The organism is Metabacillus sp. KH_069, assembly GCF_057838075.1.
Window position 1 is genome coordinate 3381992 of sequence record NZ_CM174460.1, and the last position, 18301, is coordinate 3400292.

An 18301-nucleotide genomic window follows, 5' to 3' on the forward strand; every position below is an offset into this window, starting at 1 on the left:
AACGCAGAGCACCATAGACCACCTGTTTTGGCAATCAAAAAGAGAAAGACATGCGGATCAATCTGCATGTCTTTCTCTTTTATATACGATTGTATTGTCCACAACTGTCATAACCACTTCTGTTTCAAGCAGGGCATCCTCTTTAAAAATATCCTTGCTCAGAACGGTGAAGTCAGCTGAAAATCCCTTTGCTATGCATCCTCGGCCATGTTCGTGATGAACCGCATACGCACTGCCTTTTGTGTATAGTTCCACAGCTTCGTAGACAGAGAGTCTCTCTTCAGGCATATATACTTGATGATCGTAAATGCTTTCTCTTTTCACTGCGGAATAAATTCCGAGGATCGGATCGATTGGCTCAATAGGGGCATCTGATCCGCCTGCACATTTCAAGCCCTCTGAAATCAGCGTTTTCCAAGCATAACAATCCTTCATTTTATCCTCGCCAATTCTGTCAATCACCCAAGGAAAGTCACTGGAAACAAATCGAGGCTGAATATCCAATATAATCGGCAGATTTTTAGCTCTTTCGATTAAATCTCTTCTTAAGATTTGTGCATGAATAAGCCGGTCGTGCTGATTCGGTTTCACAGGCGGATGCGCTTCAATCGCATCAATCGCTTTTTCAAAAGCCAAATCACCAATTGTATGAATGGCAACTTCCATTCCGTAGTTTCTCGCTGTTTGAATCAGACGCTCCAAGTTTTCATCTGAATGAATACTTACTCCGTTTGTTTCACGATCATCCTGGTAAGGACCGCTTAATAGAGCTGTTCTGCCGCCAAGCGCACCATCTGCAAAGAGCTTCATTGCCCCGAATTCAATAAATGGGCCGAGATCCCGTTCTTTTTGCTGAAATTCATCTATCACTAAATGATGGACAAGCAGATGAGCTCTGAATTTCATTTTTTCATGATTAATGACTTCATCATAAGCCTGCAAAGTATTTTCAAGGCTGCCATAATAGGCCAAATCTTCAGTATGTCCGCCTACAAGACCTTTTTTGTGGCAATCCTCTATCGATTTCATCAATGCTTCTCTTAAGTATGCTTCAGAGACTTGGGGCTGCGCCTGAAAAACAAGTTCCTGTGCCTGATCAAGCAAGTACCCAGTCGGATTGCCCTCCTGATCTTTTACAATAACTCCGCCTTCCGGGTCAGGAGTAGCAGAAGTTATTCCTGCAAGTTCCATTGCTTTTGTATTAGCTATGACCGCATGATGGCAAATTCGTTTCAGCATCACCGGGTGAACGCCAGTCACTTCATCAAGTTCTCTGCAATGAATAATTTTCTTATCTTTAAACTGATTTTCGTTCCATCCTTCACCAACAATCCACGTTCCCGGCTCAAGTCCTTCTGCCCGCTCGCGAAGACTTTGAATGACCTGATCAGATGAGGTCATCTTCGTAAAATCCAAACGGAGCAGTTTTTCACCATGACCCATTAAATGCATATGACTGTCAGTAAATCCCGGAATCATAACGCCACCTTCAAGATCGACTTCTTCCGTGCAAAGGTATTCAGCCCGAAGGTTCTCTTCTTCTCCAGCATCCACAACAAGGCCATTTTCAACATAGACCGCTTCAACCGTATCGTTTTCTTCTATTAAAGTATAAATTGTTCCGCCAAACCAAAGCGTGCCCACGGTGACATTCCTCCAGCTTTCTTTTTCAATCTATGTTATCACTCGGTGCATGGAAAAACCAGACAGAGTCATCTGCCTGGTTCGTTTGCCTATTACGCTTTTGCAAGTTCCTGCTGCCTTAATTCAATTCTTCTGATTTTGCCTGACGTAGTTTTAGGCAGCTCAGAAACAAATTCAATTTTTCGGGGGTACTTATAAGGAGCTGTCAGCTCTTTCACATGATCCTGCAAGACAGGAATAAGTTCAGGCGAGCTCTCATCCACGTCATCCTGCAGGACGACATACGCTTTGACGATGCTTCCGCGCAGTTCATCCGGACTTGCCACGACAGCGCACTCTTTTACAAAAGGATGTTTAACGAGTGCATCTTCAACCTCAAACGGCCCAATTGTATAACCTGAACTGATGATGATATCATCCCGTCTTCCCTCAAACCAAAAATACCCGTCTTCATCTTTTCTTGCTCGATCCCCAGTAATATAATAACTGCCTCTGAATTGCATAGCTGTACGCTCAGCGTCTTTATAATATTCTTTAAATAAAGCAGGTGTATCAACATGGACTGCAATATCACCCACTTCTCCATCTTTGCAGATGTTACCTTCATCATCAATGATTTCAACTTTATTTCCGGGAGTAGGCTTGCCCATTGAACCCGGCTTAACTTCCATGCCTTTCATCACTCCGACAAGAAGGGTATTTTCAGTCTGTCCGTATCCATCCCGAACTTCGATATTAAAGTAATTTCTAAATGTATCAATAACTTCCCTGTTTAAAGGTTCACCGGCTGAAACGGCGCTGTGCAGAGCAGGAAGAGAGTAATCCTTTAAATTGTCTACCTTAGCCATCAGACGATACTCAGTCGGTGTGCAGCATAATACATTAACTTTATAATCCTGAAGGAGCTGGAGATATTTCTTTGGCTCAAATCGGCCATTGTAGACAAGTCCCGTTGCACCTGACCCAAGGACGGATAGGAATGGACTCCAGATCCATTTTTGCCAGCCCGGTCCTGCTGTTGCCCAGACCACATCATTCTCTTCAATGCTCAGCCAATTTGCAGCTGCTGTTTTTAAATGAGCAAAAGCCCAGCCGTGAGTATGCACGACCCCTTTTGGGTTGCCCGTGGTGCCTGATGTATAAGATAAAAAGGCATGACTGTCTCTTTTAGTCTCCGCAAGTTTAAGCTCGCCTGATTCCTTTGCCGCTTCATCCTCAAGCGAATACCAGCCTTCAGCCTTTCCGCCGATTGAAAATTTATGAAGAGAATCAAATTCATTTATTTCTTTGCATTCACCTGTGAAATCCGTATAAGAGATGATTGCTTTCACATCTCCGTGGGTCACACGATATTGAAGATCTTTTGTGCGCAGCATCTCTGAGCTTGGTATAACAACAAAGCCAGCTTTTAATGCTCCCAAGTATACTGCATAGGCTTCTGGAAAACGCGGAATGATGACAAGAATTTTATCTCCTTGAGTAAGCCCTTTAGTTAATAAAGCGCTTCCAATTCTGTTTGCTTTGTCAAGAAGCTGTCCGTATGTAAGTTCTTCTTTATCGCCTTTTTCATTCTCCCACTTCAATGCGATCCTGTCTGCATCTTTTGCATGCTTTTCTACTTCTTCTACTAGGTTATAGTTTTCTGGCGCAATTAGCTCATCTCTCAACATTGTGACCCCTCCTTGTTATCTCATAGTAAATTATACATAATATTTTAACATTTTTGAATATTATTGCGAAATATCTTACATTTAGTTTATTCCTTTGTTTCAATCCAAGAACAAAAGCGTAAGCGCCTTGGTCAGATCCGACAGGCAGATAAGTATCCGACAGAAAAGTCCGGGTCCCGACTTTTTTGGCGGATTTGTTCTGACCGAGGATCTAGGCGCTTGCGCTTACCGTAGATAACTTTATTTCATTATCCACAACCTATTACATTTTATAATTTCCTAAACCATTAAAAAAAGCGCGGAAAGATCATCCGCGCCAAAGCTCAGCTTTGCTCATTCGATTCTACTGCATTTTTAGGTTCACTACTTCTTTTGCGGCCTTGCTTTTTAGACTTCTCCTGTTTCTGATCTTGCTCCTGTCCGCCTTCAAATTCAGTATTTGGACGATTATTCTTTGTCATTATGAAAAACCTCCTCTATTTAAAATGCTCCGCAAGCATAAAAAATCGAATAGAAAAGAGTGGGGTATGGTCCCCACCCTTCGTAGCCATATCTATTTAGTTCAGATTATTTTGAAAATCCACCCATGTTTTGTTGAGCGTAAGATACTAAACGTTTAGTGATCTCACCACCTACAGAACCGTTAGCACGAGCAGTTGTTTCAGGTCCTAAGTTCACTCCGAACTCAGAAGCGATTTCGTATTTCATTTGGTCGATCGCTTGTTGTGCGCCTGGTACTACTAATTGGTTTGAGCTGTTGTTTGCCATGTGTTTTCACCTCCTTGTGAGTATAGATTGTGTAAAAACACATGGCTTCATTCAAACTAATTTTGGTAATTGTTCACAATTTTAATGTTTAAAACAAACTTTTTAATTCTTTATCTTCAGATGGTAAAATGACGATTACTTCCGTATCTTCAACTGCTTTATCAATCAGCGGTTCAAAATCGAGGAAACTCTCGAACCTTTGCGCTTTTTCAAGTTTTGGTTTTGTAGTTGGAGATGCTGGTGTAAAAATAGTGCAGCAGTCTTCGTATGGCAAAATGGAGGTATCATGGGTTCCAATTTGCTTGGCTATAGAGATGATATCCGTTTTATCATAAGTGATCAGCGGACGGATAATCGGAGTGCTTGTTACATCATTGATAGCAAACATGCTCTCAATTGTCTGGCTGGCAACTTGTCCAAGGCTTTCTCCGGTGATGATCGCTAATCCGCCCTGTTTTTCGCGGATTCTGTCTGCTATTTTTAGCATCATCCGCCTTGTAGATGTCATATTATAGCTTTCGGGAACCTGTTTTTGAATCGTTTCCTGTATTTCCGTAAACGGAACAATATGCAGCTTGATTTGTCCGCTAAAAGAAGTAAGTTTTTTTGCCAGGTCCATTACCTTTTGCTTGGCGCGCTCACTCGTATACGGCGGACTGAAGAAGTGAACGGCTTCCACATCGATGCCGCGTTTCATTGCAAAGAACCCAGCAACAGGACTGTCAATCCCGCCTGAGAGCATCAATACAGCTTTTCCGCTTGCCCCTGCAGGAAGACCGCCCGCTCCCTGATAATCCTTACACGTCAAATAGGCAGCTTCTGCACGGACTTCAACTCTTAAATCAATGTCAGGTTCGTGCACATCAACTGTTAAATCTTCCGTATTATGCAGAATGTGGCTGCCGATTGCGTGATTGATTTCATTTGTAAGGAGGGGAAACGTTTTATCTGCTCTTTTAGCGGATATTTTAAAGGTATCTCCAGGTTTATATTGCTCAGACATCAGCTCAAGTGCTCCATCTTTAATAGCTTCAAGTTCATTCTTTGTTTTTAAAGCTAAGCTAAAAGAATGGATGCCGAATACATTTTTCAGTTTGTCAAGAATAAGTTCGTGATTTTCTCCATGAAGCCTGATATACATCCGGTCTCTGTTGCTGCTGTAGACTAAGGCCGGAAACTCATGAAGGACCAGTTTAATATTTTCTTTTAACTGATCAACAAACCGTTTTCGATTTTTTCCTTTTGTAGAAATTTCTCCATATCGAATTAAAATATGATCATAATTCATCTTACTACCTCGTTAATTTCGTTAATTTTTCAAGAGACTTCTTTAAAGCAGCCATAAATTCTTCCAGCTCTTCAAATGTATTTTCATATGAAAGGCTTATGCGGATTGAGCTTGATGCCACAGCTTCGCCTTTTCCCATAGCTAGCAGTACCGTGCTGCTCTTTTTTCTTTTTGACGAACAGGCAGATGTTGTTGAAACAAAGATTCCGGATTGTTCAAGCATATGTAAAAGCACTTCTGCCTGGATGCCAGGTGCGGAAAAATTAATAATATGGGGTGCTGATGCAATCTCAGATGTATTTAAGACAATACCATCTATTTTATTCAGTTCTTCAAACAGCATTCTTTTCATCTGTTGCAAATCATTTTTGCAGGCTTCATATTTTTCAGCTGACATTCTTAACGCTTTTGCCATTGATACCGCAAGTGCGATGCTCTCCGTGCCTGAACGGGCCTGCATCTCCTGTGCGCCTCCTGATAAAAGGGGCTCGAGTTTCATTCCTTTTCGGGCATATAAAACTCCGCAGCCATTTAATGCATGGAATTTGTGGCCTGACAGTGTACATAAATCAATGCCTTTAAGTGAAAGAGGAACTTTAGCCGCCCCCTGTACATGATCAACGTGAAAATAAATTCCCGGATAATCCTCAAGCAGACTGCTGATTTTTTCTATGGGCTGAATCGAACCTGTTTCATTATTCACATGCATAACGGATACTAAAATGGTTTCTTTTCTGATGTTTTTTTTAATATCTTCAACTTTAACAATTCCTTCTTCATTTACAGGCAGATACGTTACGTCAAAGTCAAACAGCTCTTGCAGCTGTCTGCAGCTTTCAATGACAGAAGGGTGTTCAATTTGGGTAGTAATAATATGATTCCCTCTCTTTTTTAGAGAAAGGGCCGTGCCTTTAATGGCTAAGTTATTTCCTTCAGTGCCACCTGATGTGAAGATGATTTCGTTTTCATCTGCTCCTAAAAGGCCAGCCATTTGTTTTCTTGCCTGTGCTAATAGGTTTTCGGCTTCTGCGCCTAGACCGTGCAGCGAGGATGGATTGGCAAAAAAACGGGTTGCAACATGTGCAAAAGCATGCAATACTTCATCATATGGTTTTGTGGTTGCACTATTATCAAGGTAAATCAAGATATTCGATCCTCCAATACATTGAAAAAATAAGGAGTTTTGAAACTGTATAATTAAAGAAAAGAGTAATGATGTACGAAACAAACAATCATAATAACATAAAATCAGCAAATAAGAAATAAATGTTTGACTATTTGACATATTAAATTTTTTGAATATAATAAAAACTGATTTAATCTTATTTTTCGACAAATTTTTTAGATAATGTGGTAGGATGAAAACGGATACATTCCTAACACTCAGTCTTCAGGGGGATTTTCATGTCAAAATCATTGCCATTAAAAGAAACTTTAACTATAGGACTTATGCTCTTCGCTTTATTTTTTGGAGCAGGTAATTTAATCTTTCCGCCTGGATTAGGCCAGCAGGCTGGTGTAAACATGTGGGAGGCGATTATCGGATTCCTGATAACAGGTGTCGGACTTCCGCTCCTTGGGGTTGTCGCAATAGGAGTATCAGGCAGTGATGTTCAATCTCTCGCAGGCAGGGTACATCCAGTTTTCGGATTAGTATTTACATTCATCTTATATTTAGCCATAGGACCTGTCTTTGCCATTCCAAGGACAGGAACAGTCACATATGAAGTTGGAATATTGCCTTTCTTGACAGAGTCAGCAGCAGAAAGCAGTTTGCCTTTATTTATATTTACCATTATCTTTTTTGGAATTACGTTTTGGCTGTCTCTCAACCCAACGAAGATTGTAGATACAGTCGGTAAGCTTTTAACCCCAATCCTGCTGATCGTACTTGCTCTTATCTCTATTAAAATGTTTGTAACACCTATGGGAGAAATGCAAGTTCCAAAAGGAGAATATGCAGAGGGGTCCTTTTTCAAAGGATTTTTGGAAGGATATTTGACAATGGATACTCTTGCTGCTCTAGTTTTCAGTATTGTTGTCATCAATGCAGTCAAAGAAAGAGGCATTACAGACCGTTCTGCCATTGCAAAAATCTGTATCAGATGCGGGTTAATCGCTGCTGCAGGTCTTGCAGCAGTTTATATTTCCCTTGCGTACTTGGGAGCTACAAGCGTAACTCAAATTGGTTATCTCGATAATGGCGGAGCTGTTTTATCGGAATCAGTTACTATCCTATTTGGTTCATTAGGAAATGTGATTTTAAGCACTGCTATTACATTTGCTTGTTTGACAACAAGCATTGGCCTGGTTTCAGCCTGCGGCAAGTATTTCTCAAAGGTTTTTCCAAGTGTTTCGTATAAACTGATCATTACAGTTATTTGTTTATTCAGTTTAATCGTTGCAAACGCGGGATTAACAAAGCTAATCGCCTTTTCTGTACCAATTTTGATTGCTTTATATCCACTTGCAATCGTTCTGATCATTCTTTCTTTTCTTCACCATTATTTTAAAGGTGTACCTGAAGTTTACATTTGCAGTTTAATCTTGACGACGGTTATTAGCATTGCTGATGGATTAAAAGCTGGAGGCCTGCTCCCAGGAGCAGCTGACGAGTGGCTTACATCCATTGTTCCGTTATTCGACTACGGCATTGGATTCTTAGTTCCTGCTGTCATTGGCGGTATTATTGGGTTTATCATCTCCTCCACTCGGACTAATCAAAAAAGCGGCGCAGCCTTGGCCAATTCGCGAAGAAAATAAAAATTGATAAAAAAGATCCCGTACCATGAGGTACGGGATCTTTCTTATGAGGATGGTTTTGTTTCTTCATCCAAAATGATTTGAAGCTTCGAGAGTGAACCTGGCTCAACTTGTTCAAGAGCCGCGGCTGCTTTTTCAAGCGACTTGCTGTATTCATATTTGCGGAAATGCAATTCTGCCTCTTTTAATTGATCAGCGACAGTTCCATTTCTTCTTCTGTATTTATTTCCATATTGAATTACTTTTTCAGCTAAATAGACTTGTTCAATCATTTCTTCGGCCTGCTTGGAGAACGTCTCTATGTTCTTAACAGCTTCATCAAGCAGTGCATTAACCTCAACCATATTCAATGGAATCTCTTCAAGCCTGCGTGAAACCTGAGAGATCGATTGCTTGGCGTCCTGAAGAAGCTGAGCAAGACTTTCAGGCAGTCCAGGCACATTGCTTTTCTGAATTTTTCTGCTGGAGTCGTGCAGCTGTTTTCTTGCATCAGACAATGCTTGCCTTGCTTCCCGCTCTTCTTTGCGGAGTGCCTGCAGCAATTCACTGAAATCCTGATGCTCGGTTTTAACAGAAGCTATATGCTTCTCAAGTTCTTCCAGCTCTTCTTTTAAAATCGAATGAGCAAGCTGTTCTGTCTGCAGGTTGTTTTGAATATGAGAGAATTGCTTATATAGTGAGTTAATTTGCTTTTCCAGTTTTCTCTGTTTATCTAAATCAGCTTCAGAAATTTGATAGCTCTGTCTTACAAGTTCTGCTTCTTCCTGTGTTTCTTTGCGCTTAGCGAGAAGGTCTGCAAGCTGCTGATCAATCTTGATTGTGGCAGATTGCACATAATGATGGGCGAGTACCTCTTTTTCCAGAAGATCATAGAATGTGTCAATTGCTTCCTGAATCTCTTCTAAGCTATCTTTTACTTCAGCTGTATTTGCTTCAGCCAGAAGCTCCATATGCTCCTCAAGCTGCTTAGTCATCTTAAGAAGCTCTGTTTCAAGCTGAATATGCTTCAAATGGAAGCCATTATCAAGCATTTCCTGATAACCCTCGGCAAGCTCTGCCAGCTGATTTGGAATAACCGTGTGACACTCTGCCAAAAGCTTTGGTATGTCATCGATTTTAGACAGCAGGATCAGAATTTCTTCTTTTTGAATGAGCAGAATCTCTCTTGCAGCCAAATAGTTGCCTGCCTCGGTTTCTGCTTCAAATTGTTTTAATGCTTCAACAATCTCCCCAAGCTTTGCATCAAGCTTTGCATGAGACTTTCCAAACGTATGGCTGTGTGCAAGAAGCGTCTTTTTTGCTTTTTTCACATTTGCCCTTACGTCCTCTATTTCTGTGCTGTTCTTTTCTTCGCTCGATATCAGCTCATTAATCTCCGATATAATGATTTCAATCGATTCATCAACAAGCTTCAGTGTTTTTTCGATATGCTCCAAAACCTTTTTGGATTTGGTGAAACGGTATTTGTCCGCATAGTCCTCTGCATCAAACAGAAGTTCCTCTACTTCAGGAAGCTGGGCTGTAATAATCTCATCCCATTCCTTTCTCCACCGTTCAAATAATTCTTCGGCTTGTCCTGTCATTTTCAAGTCTTTGACTTTTGAAAGTTCATCTACTATCGACCGGTTCATAATCTCAATCTTCAAGGCTTCTAAACGATCAACTTCTTTGTATATGTTCCTTCTGATAACGTAGCCGGCACTAAATAAAACCAGCAAAATGACAATAAGTCCAATAACGACTTCCATAATGAGCCCCCTCGTTGTGTTCCAGCAAATCGTCATAACAAGGTATAATATTTTTATATGAATGTAAGTAACGATTGTCGAATTCTTATGTAAAGTGTATTTATTTGTGAATGATGTTATTTCATTGTATTTATGATACCATGTAAACGACAATTTTTGACCGATAATTTAAATTTTTTTACATAATTTATCGCCATATTTCGCGGTTTTCGAGAGGTGTGAGAAGCTTGAGAAAAAAAGACGGACATGTCCATACGCCATTTTGTCCCCACGGTACAGCAGACAGTTTTGAAATGTATATCGAAAAAGCTCTGAAAATGGGATTAGAAGAGCTGACATTTACGGAGCACGCCCCGCTGCCGGAGGGTTTTTCCGATCCCGTTCCTGATAAAGACAGTGCAATGAATATGAGACTTTTAAACGACTATATCTCACAACTGTTAAAAGTAAAAGAAAAATACTCAAATGACATTAAGATTAATCTCGGATTTGAAATTGATTATATAGAAGGTTTTGAACGTGAAACAGAATCGTTTCTGTCTGGATACGGCCGATATATTGACGATGCTGTGCTGTCGGTTCACTTTTTAAATTTAAATGGCCAATATTATTGCGCAGATTTTCATGAGAATACGTTCTTGCAAATGATGGAGGCCGCAGGAAGCCTGGAATCACTTCATATAAAATATTATGAAACAATGCTTGCCGCAGTTAAATCGAATCTAGGTCCCCATAAACCTAAACGGCTGGGTCATCTCACTCTGATAAATAAATTCCAAAAACGGTTTCCTGCAGATTTCAATATAAAAGACATGCAGTATGACCTGCTGCACGCCGTTAAAGAGCAGAACATGGAGCTTGATTTTAATGTGGCAGGTTTAAGGAAAGATTTATGCGGAGCCATCTATCTTGATCCATGGATGATAAGCGAGGCGAAAAAACAAAACATCCCTCTCATATACGGGTCTGACGCCCATAGTGCAAAGGATGTTGGTGCACACTATTCCCTTTTTGAAGAGGCTCTTTCTTAGGTTCACATGTATTTCTTAAACAATAGCTTCTTTTTGTGCTGGGTCGCAAAGCAGATGATCGATCCATATTTCAATTTCATGGAAGTATTGCTTTACGAAATAAGTTTCATGTGTCTGTATATAGAGAACTTCACTCATATACTGAGGCTGAAGATAAGGCATATTCAGCAGGCTCTTTAATTGCACTAAAATGTGCACCATTGGCGCCTTGCGGAAATAACCGGTTTTAATGCCCTCTTCAAGAATGGCTTTAAAAAAGTATTTTTCCTTCGTCAGATAGGTCGTCATTACTTCTCTGATTAAGGTAGAATCTAAGGTAACTTCTCTTAGAACAAACCTTGCAAGTTGACGATTTTGATGCTGGTAGTTTAAAATATCCTGAATTAAGAGCAGAAGACAATTTTTCGGTGTTTCATGGCTCAGGCGAATATAGCCTTTTTCAATGACAGAAAGGTATCCTTCGTAATACTTGGAGACCAGGTACTCCAAGAGGCCGCCCTTTCCATTAAAATAGTAGGAGATGTGAGCAACATTTACATTTGCTTTTTTGGCGATTTCCCTGACAGAAGTCCCATTAAAGCCTTGTGTGTTAAATAATGCTACAGCGGCGTCAATAATCTTTTCTTTCGTTTGATTGGGGACGTTCGGCTGGATTGGCATAATTCTCACCCCTTTCATCATTACTATTGTTATTTCAAGGAAGCAGGAGGTTTATCCTTTAATGTTTTCTCGACAAAGTTTGTCTCGCTCATTTTAATAATGGGGAAAAATACACAAAGGTGGGGAATCATCATGTTTCATGTCGAAAAATACAGCGGCAAACAAGAAGAAAATTATCAGCTGCTCATTAAACAGCTTAAAGCACTATTAGACGGAGAAAGCGATCGGATCGCTAATTTATCGAACGCTTCTGCTTTATTGAATCAATTTTTGCAAGAAGTGAACTGGGTCGGATTCTATTTATATAAAGACAGCGAACTTGTACTGGGGCCTTTCCAGGGTCTTCCTGCATGTGTCAGAATTCCTATGGGCAGAGGAGTATGCGGGACAGCTGCAGCCAATCAAAAAACAGCACGGATTGCTGACGTTCACGCTTTCCCTGGCCATATCGCCTGTGATGCAGCATCACAGTCTGAGATCGTTATTCCTATTGTAAAAGAAGGAGAGCTGTTAGGCGTGCTTGATATCGACAGCCCTGTAAAAAATCGTTTCAGCGAACTCGATCAAGAATACTTGGAGCAATTTACTGAAGCTCTGACAGACTATTTGTGACCATGATGAACATGAACAAACCGGAACCCTTAAAGTTCCGGTTTTGTTTTATTTTCGCTCTAAAGCCTGTTCTAGATCTTCCCAAATATCTTCGACGCTTTCAAGGCCTACCGACAGCCGGACAAGATTATCTTCGATTCCCATTTGCATTCTTTCAAACTCTGGAACTACGGAATGCGTCATTGTTGAAGGGTGCTGAATTAAGGACTCTGCATCCCCAAGACTGACGGCAATCTTTATCAGCCGCAGCGAGTTGATAAACGCCTGTGCTGCTGCTTTATCATGGTTTTTAAGAGTAAAGGTAATGAGTCCTCCTCCCTTTTTCATTTGCTTTTTAGCAAGAGCAACCTGCTCCGGATTCCCTAAAAATGGATAGGTAACACGTTCAATAGAGGGATGCGCAAGCAGCCTCTTTGCAATTTCCCCTGCATTTTCACAGTGGCGGTCCATTCGGACAGGCAGTGTTTTTAATCCTCTAAGCAGCAGCCAGGCATCGAATGGAGACATTATGGCTCCGATATCTTTTCTTTCCGTCATGGCAAGTTTGTGAATGTATTCTTTTTTGCCTGCAACAAAACCGCCAATCACATCGCCATGGCCGCTGATATATTTTGTTGCACTGTGCAGAACAATATCACAGCCCAGCAAAAGCGGCTGCTGCAGATATGGTGAACAAAAGGTATTATCTACAATTACTTTTAATCCGTGTGCTTTTGCAGCAGCGGTCACTGTTTCTAAATTAATCAGCTGCATAGTTGGGTTAATGGGTGTCTCAATATAGATGCATGAAGTCTCCGGCTTAATGGCTGCTTCTATTTCTTCTATACTGTTCAATTCTGAAAATGAATAAGTGATTCCGAATTTTTCTTCAAGCATTTTCAGCAATCCAAATGTACATCCATAGATTCCTTTAGAACATAGGATATGGGAACCTGTTTTGACCATAGACATGAGAACCGCTGATACAGCTCCCATACCGGAACCGAAGGCAAGTGCCGCTTCTGCCTCTTCAAGTGCCGCGATTTTCTGTTCTGCCAATTGTACAGTCGGATTTCCTAACCGGGAATAAATATGACCTTCTTCTTCTCCCGCAAAACGCTTTTCTCCTGTTTCCGCCCGGTCAAATACAAACGTCGCTGTTTGATAAAGCGGAGGCGTCAAACTGTTATATGGGTCCTTCATTGGTTTTTGACCGTGAATGACTTTTGTTTCAAAGCTGAATTCCTTCCCCAGTGTTCTCTCCCCCTTCTCTGTTTACATTCATTATCATATGATAGTTCTATAGATTTTGAAAGCGCTTTCTTGATTAGGCAAAAAAAGAAGTCACCTCTCTAAGATGACATCTTTCTTATCCGACCTCTATATCCTGTTGAAAAATGACGCGGTTTTTCCCGCTTTCCTTTGCACTGTATAAAGCTTTGTCGGCACGCCTGATTATTCTTTTCAGCGTATCATGCCGGCGATCCTTCCAATGAGCGACTCCGCAAGAAACAGTAACTGTCGGATCTGTACCCTTCAGCACGGAACCAACAAGGCGGTTCGCTACTGAGATTCCTGTTGCAAGATCAGTCTGCGGCAGATAAACCGCAAGTTCTTCTCCGCCCCACCTTGCACCCACATCTTGTTCACGGATATTGCTTTTGATAATCCTTGCTACTTGAATGAGAACCTCATCACCAACTTGATGTCCATATGTATCATTCACCAGCTTAAAATCATCTATGTCCATAAGAATGAACGTTCCTTGACTGTCTTTACCCAGAGAACTCTGTACAGACTCATCCAAGAAGTTGCGGGAATGTAAATTGGTTAAATGATCTGTTTTTACAAGCATCTCAAGCTCTTCCCGGAGCATGGAATTTACAAGCGCCAGCGTAGAATGATGAATAAGTGATTGCATCAGCTTAAACATCTCAAAGGTAAAATGATAAGAGTCAGAATGAAGAACAATGACAAATCCCTTCAGCTGCTCGCTTTGAATCATTGGTATGGCAATCAGAGAGGAATATTGTAATTTGCCGCTTCCACTTGCTTCTCCGATAAACAACCCTTCTAGATGCCGGCTGAATTTGCTGTGAACCAAATTCAAATAAGGCTCTGATTCTCCTTTGTGAAAAAAAGGCGTACTGCCCGGCAATATACAGGGCTGCCCATCCTTATTCATATAATAAAAGCCAACCTCTTCAGCAGAAAATGAACGCATGATTCGGTCTGACATGAAAGTCATCGTTTCAACCAGCCTCAGATTTTTATTCAGCCGGTGAGATGTTTCATTTATAAGCTGCAGATCTGAAACAAGCTTTTTTGATTGTTCATAAAGCTTTGCATTTTCAAGTGCATGGCCGGCAGCCTTTGCCAGAGATGTAATAATCAGCATCACTTCCTTGTCTAAATGAGACTGATTTTGCTTGGTGGCTTCTAAAACTCCGTAAACCCCCTGCTTTCCTCTAAGCGGAGCATATACAACAAGATGATTTGAATGTTCATACAGCTCAAACTGCACATCACCTGACAAATATGCCTCCATCGCTTTTTCATTGCCGTAATTTCCTTCGTAATCCAAGCTTTTAATCGGCAAATTTTGTTTGTTGTCATTATCCTGTGACAAAAACAGATAAAAAAGATAGGCTGGAAACATCGTTTGAAGCGAATCAATCAGCTGATCTAATACCTCGTCCTTATTCATTGTCGAATGAAGTTTTTCTGTCAGCTGATACAGAGATTTATATTTAGCGTCACTCTCCATTTTATTGGACATTCTGATAAAATAGGAAAGGAATTGTTCGCATTCACTATAAAGTTTTTCGTAGAATTCCTTGCTGAAAGCATTCTTCTTTATTTTTATAACTATAAGATATTCACCAGGGATTAATAGCTCCGCCTCGTGATCATGCATTTCAATCCGTTCCTGCTGTTTAATAAATCGATCGCATTGATAGAAGCCGGATGTTGAAGCAAGCAGAACATATTTATGATTTTCATATTTAAAAAGAGCAGCATCCTCTGATTCCATTGCTTTTTGAAGGGTGCAGACAAAATGTTCTTCATGTTTTTTGCTGTTCTGCAGGCATTCGCTGCTGATATAATCAAAGAAAAGACTCTTAATAGACATTAACGTATATTCTGATAGATGTATCACAAAAATCCCCCGTACTGTCAAATCCTGCATTATTCATTTCAGTATAACATAGAATATTTTCCAATTTACCTATTTAATGTGTTTTTCTAAACTTCCATCCCTCACTTTTTTTCGAATGTTTGCTTGACTTTATATTATTAAAATCATATAATATTCGTTGTGTAAAATAAATATTCGCAGCCTATTGATACCGCTGCTGTGATTTCATTTTGTTCCTCCATTGTGAGGTGTATCGTGTAACTCTCTGCTGCTGGAGCGAGGATATATGAAAACAAAATGTGCATGTCAGTTCAGGGTCAGTCTGTTTTTATTTTATGCCAAATAAAAACATGTAAGGAGGAGACATATATGTCTCGTTATACAGGTCCAAGTTGGAAACTTTCCCGTCGTTTGGGAATTTCATTAAGCGGAACAGGTAAAGAATTAGAAAAGCGTCCATTCGCGCCAGGTCAGCACGGCCCGACTCAACGCAAAAAATTATCTGAGTACGGCTTACAATTACAAGAAAAACAAAAGCTTCGCCACATGTTCGGTGTGAACGAGCGTCAATTCCGCAACACATTTGACAAAGCTGCTAAAATGACTGGTAAACACGGTGAAAACTTCATGATTCTTCTTGAGTCTCGTTTAGACAACGTTGTTTATCGTCTTGGTTTAGCCCGCACTCGCCGTCAGGCACGTCAAATCGTTAACCATGGTCACATCATGGTTGATGGAAGCCGCGTAGACATTCCATCATTCCAAGTGAAACCAGGTCAAACAATCACTTTACGTGAAAAATCACGTAATCTTGACATCGTTAAAGAATCAATCGAAGTAAGCAACTTCGTTCCTGAATTCTTAACTTTCGATGCTGACAAATTAGAAGGTACTTTCACTCGCTTACCAGAGCGTTCTGAATTGCCTGCTGAAATTAACGAAGCTCTTATCGTTGAGTTCTACTCTCGTTAATTGTAAAAACCCTGGAAACGTTGATAAAACGATTTCCAGGGTTTTTCTTTTATATGAAACCTTCTGCATCCCCTCACACTGAATCGTAATCTTCTCTGCCATTAAAAAAACACTAAGCAAATTTTCTTTTCCTCTTTTGAATCGCAGCTGAAAGAATATTGCCTGTTTTGAAGATCCTTATCTGCTGCTTAGAGAAACAGTAGACCTTGATGTAATGTTCATTTACTTCTTTCACAATAATCGTTCTTTGCGTAAGAAATCCTTTTTCAGAAAGATAAATCATTTCAATCGGCATCTGCTGATTTTTTGATTTCTCCAATAAGACCTTCATCGTATCAGCTCCTTTATTCTCCTTTTATCATATGCAAACACACGTTCTATTACAACTGAAAGTAATGAAATTAGTTTGTGTAATTTTTGGAAGAAATACTGCAAAGGTCCATTCTATAAATAAATGCACTTAAATTAAAAAACGAAGCATGCTGTTTAATAGCATGCTTCGTTTTTTTTGGCTCTTTTCCCATTAATAATGGTTTTGGTTATACATTCACCCGTTGCTTTCCGCTGCAGGCACTTGCCTTCCGCTACAATCCACTCAAGTTTAAACGTTTATAGGTTTCGGCTGAAATACCACTTAGCTCTTTTCATTAGTTCTTGTATTGAATTAACGTGTACTTCTTCTTCCCTCTGCGGATAACAGTGAATTTACCATCAATGCGGTCTTCTGCTCCAAGAACTTTGTTCGTGTCCTGAATGCGCTCGCCATTGATGTATACTGCTCCGTTTGAAACATCTTCTCTTGCCTGGCGTTTTGAAGGAGAGATCTTTGCATGAACAAGCAAATCGATTAAGCCGATTTCAGCTTCTTCTACTGTAAATGCAGGCACATCTTTAAAGCCCTGCTCTATTTCATCTCCTGTCAGCTCTTTAATGTTGCCGCTGAACAAAGCCTGAGAAATTTTAATGGCCTGATCCAAAGATTCCGCTCCGTGTACAAGCTTTGTCATTTCTTCAGCCAGCGCTTTTTGGGCAGCGCGTTTTTCTGGAGAACTCATAAGCTCCTGCTCAAGAGCTTCAATTTCCGCGTGTGACATGAACGTGAAGAACTTAATGTATTTCATAACGTCGCGGTCATCTGTATTGATCCAGAACTGGTAGAACTCGTAAGGTGTCGTTTTTTCTTTATCCAGCCAGATGGCGCCGCCTTCTGTTTTGCCGAATTTTGTGCCGTCTGATTTTGTTACCAATGGAACTGTTAAACCAAATGCTTTGGAGTTTTCTTCCGATTTGCGAATCAATTCAAGACCTGCTGTAATGTTGCCCCACTGATCGCTTCCTCCAATTTGAAGTTTGCATCCAGCTGATCTGTATAAATTTAAAAAGTCATATGACTGCAGAATCATGTAGCTGAACTCTGTGTATGAGATTCCGGATTCAATTCTTGAAGACACCGTATCTTTTGCCAGCATGTAGTTAATGCCGAAGTTTTTTCCCACATCCCTTAAGAATGTAATTAAATCCATCGATCCGATCCAGTCAAAGTTGTTGGCAAGTGTTGCCGGGTTTTCACTTGAAGGATCAAAATCAAGGAAACGGGAAAGCTGGTCTTTAATTTTGTTTGACCACTCCTGTACAATGTCTGAAGTATTAAGCGTTCTCTCTGCTTTCTTTCCGCTTGGATCGCCAATTAAGCCAGTAGCTCCGCCTACTAAAGCAATCGGACGGTGACCGGCCTGCTGAAAGCGGCGAAGAGTTAATATCGGAAGTAAATGTCCAATGTGCAGACTGTCTGCCGTTGGATCAAAACCGGAATATAATTTCACAGACTCCTCTTCCAAAACCTTTTTCAGGCCTTCTTCGTCTGTCATTTGATTAATTAGTCCTCTGAACTGAAGATCCTTCAGTAATTCGCTCATTCTGACACTCTCCTTTTTTTCATAAATACACAAAAACGCCCCTTCATAAATGAAGGGGCGTGATTACGCGGTACCACCCTACTTAGGAAAAAGACATACTGATTCCTATCT

16 protein-coding genes and 1 other annotated feature (1 of these 17 only partly in view) are annotated in these 18301 nt (G+C 40.5%); of the genes, 4 read left to right on the forward strand and 12 right to left on the reverse strand.

All coding sequences use genetic code 11. From position 1 onward, the window contains the following. Positions 1-57: 57 nt before the first annotated feature. The 6 genes from AC3ISE_RS17065 to AC3ISE_RS17090 all read right to left on the reverse strand — a co-directional run bounded on the left by AC3ISE_RS17065 (position 58) and on the right by AC3ISE_RS17090 (position 6514). The gene (locus AC3ISE_RS17065; protein WP_489221891.1) at positions 58-1644 is read right to left on the reverse strand and encodes an amidohydrolase; all 1587 of its coding nucleotides are present in this window, start codon (positions 1642-1644) and stop codon (positions 58-60) included. A gap of 92 nt (positions 1645-1736) precedes the next feature. Continuing rightward, positions 1737-3314, reverse strand: a complete 1578-nt coding sequence (gene mbcS / locus AC3ISE_RS17070; RefSeq protein ID WP_489221892.1) for an acyl-CoA synthetase MbcS — start codon at positions 3312-3314, stop codon at positions 1737-1739. 323 nt (positions 3315-3637) lie between these two features. Next, entirely contained in the window at positions 3638-3775 is a 138-nt protein-coding gene (locus AC3ISE_RS17075; protein WP_489221893.1) for a hypothetical protein, read from the reverse strand. A gap of 106 nt (positions 3776-3881) precedes the next feature. Continuing rightward, positions 3882-4082, reverse strand: a complete 201-nt coding sequence (locus AC3ISE_RS17080; protein WP_029279082.1) for an alpha/beta-type small acid-soluble spore protein — start codon at positions 4080-4082, stop codon at positions 3882-3884. A gap of 88 nt (positions 4083-4170) precedes the next feature. Next, on the reverse strand, positions 4171-5370 hold the full coding sequence (gene thiI / locus AC3ISE_RS17085) for a tRNA uracil 4-sulfurtransferase ThiI (RefSeq protein ID WP_489221894.1): 1200 nt from the start codon (positions 5368-5370) through the stop codon (positions 4171-4173). Positions 5371-5374: 4 nt separating this feature from the next. Then, on the reverse strand, positions 5375-6514 hold the full coding sequence (locus AC3ISE_RS17090) for a cysteine desulfurase family protein (RefSeq protein ID WP_489221895.1): 1140 nt from the start codon (positions 6512-6514) through the stop codon (positions 5375-5377). A 260-nt stretch (positions 6515-6774) separates the two neighbouring features. Between AC3ISE_RS17090 and brnQ the strand changes: the two genes are divergently transcribed. After that, positions 6775-8133, forward strand: coding sequence for a branched-chain amino acid transport system II carrier protein (gene brnQ, locus AC3ISE_RS17095; RefSeq protein WP_489221896.1), 1359 nt, complete (start codon positions 6775-6777; stop codon positions 8131-8133). 44 nt (positions 8134-8177) lie between these two features. On the opposite strand, the gene ezrA is transcribed toward brnQ, so the two are convergent. Continuing rightward, complete coding sequence (gene ezrA, locus AC3ISE_RS17100) at positions 8178-9881, reverse strand: septation ring formation regulator EzrA (RefSeq protein ID WP_489221897.1); 1704 nt, start codon at positions 9879-9881, stop codon at positions 8178-8180. A 227-nt stretch (positions 9882-10108) separates the two neighbouring features. On the opposite strand from ezrA, the gene hisJ reads away from it, so the two are divergent. Continuing rightward, on the forward strand, positions 10109-10912 hold the full coding sequence (hisJ, locus tag AC3ISE_RS17105; protein WP_489221898.1) for a histidinol-phosphatase HisJ: 804 nt from the start codon (positions 10109-10111) through the stop codon (positions 10910-10912). Positions 10913-10927: 15 nt separating this feature from the next. Here the strand turns inward: hisJ and refZ are convergent, their stop codons facing one another. Then, complete coding sequence (gene refZ / locus AC3ISE_RS17110; protein WP_489221899.1) at positions 10928-11572, reverse strand: forespore capture DNA-binding protein RefZ; 645 nt, start codon at positions 11570-11572, stop codon at positions 10928-10930. Between the two features lie 132 nt (positions 11573-11704). Here refZ and AC3ISE_RS17115 point away from each other — a divergent pair, with 132 nt between their 5' ends. Then, positions 11705-12184, forward strand: a complete 480-nt coding sequence (locus AC3ISE_RS17115; RefSeq protein WP_489221900.1) for a GAF domain-containing protein — start codon at positions 11705-11707, stop codon at positions 12182-12184. Positions 12185-12232: 48 nt separating this feature from the next. Here the strand turns inward: AC3ISE_RS17115 and megL are convergent, their stop codons facing one another. Both megL and AC3ISE_RS17125 read right to left on the reverse strand, forming a co-directional pair. After that, positions 12233-13417 carry a methionine gamma-lyase gene (gene megL / locus AC3ISE_RS17120; RefSeq protein ID WP_489224364.1) on the reverse strand — a complete coding sequence of 395 codons (1185 nt, stop codon included), beginning with the start codon at positions 13415-13417 and terminating at the stop codon, positions 12233-12235. A gap of 115 nt (positions 13418-13532) precedes the next feature. Further along, a complete protein-coding gene (locus tag AC3ISE_RS17125) occupies positions 13533-15323 on the reverse strand; it encodes a sensor domain-containing diguanylate cyclase (RefSeq protein WP_489221901.1) in 1791 nt (596 codons plus the stop codon). 348 nt (positions 15324-15671) lie between these two features. Here AC3ISE_RS17125 and rpsD point away from each other — a divergent pair, with 348 nt between their 5' ends. Next, the gene (gene rpsD, locus AC3ISE_RS17130; RefSeq protein WP_070876502.1) at positions 15672-16274 is read left to right on the forward strand and encodes a 30S ribosomal protein S4; all 603 of its coding nucleotides are present in this window, start codon (positions 15672-15674) and stop codon (positions 16272-16274) included. A 112-nt stretch (positions 16275-16386) separates the two neighbouring features. Here rpsD and AC3ISE_RS17135 read toward each other — a convergent pair whose 3' ends face one another. Together AC3ISE_RS17135 and tyrS are read right to left on the reverse strand one after the other, a co-directional pair. After that, positions 16387-16605 carry a hypothetical protein gene (locus AC3ISE_RS17135; RefSeq protein ID WP_489221902.1) on the reverse strand — a complete coding sequence of 73 codons (219 nt, stop codon included), beginning with the start codon at positions 16603-16605 and terminating at the stop codon, positions 16387-16389. Positions 16606-16921: 316 nt separating this feature from the next. Beyond that, positions 16922-18190, reverse strand: a complete 1269-nt coding sequence (tyrS, locus tag AC3ISE_RS17140) for a tyrosine--tRNA ligase (RefSeq protein ID WP_489221903.1) — start codon at positions 18188-18190, stop codon at positions 16922-16924. Positions 18191-18240: 50 nt separating this feature from the next. Further along, positions 18241-18301: a binding site (T-box leader), on the reverse strand; it runs 168 nt beyond the window's last position.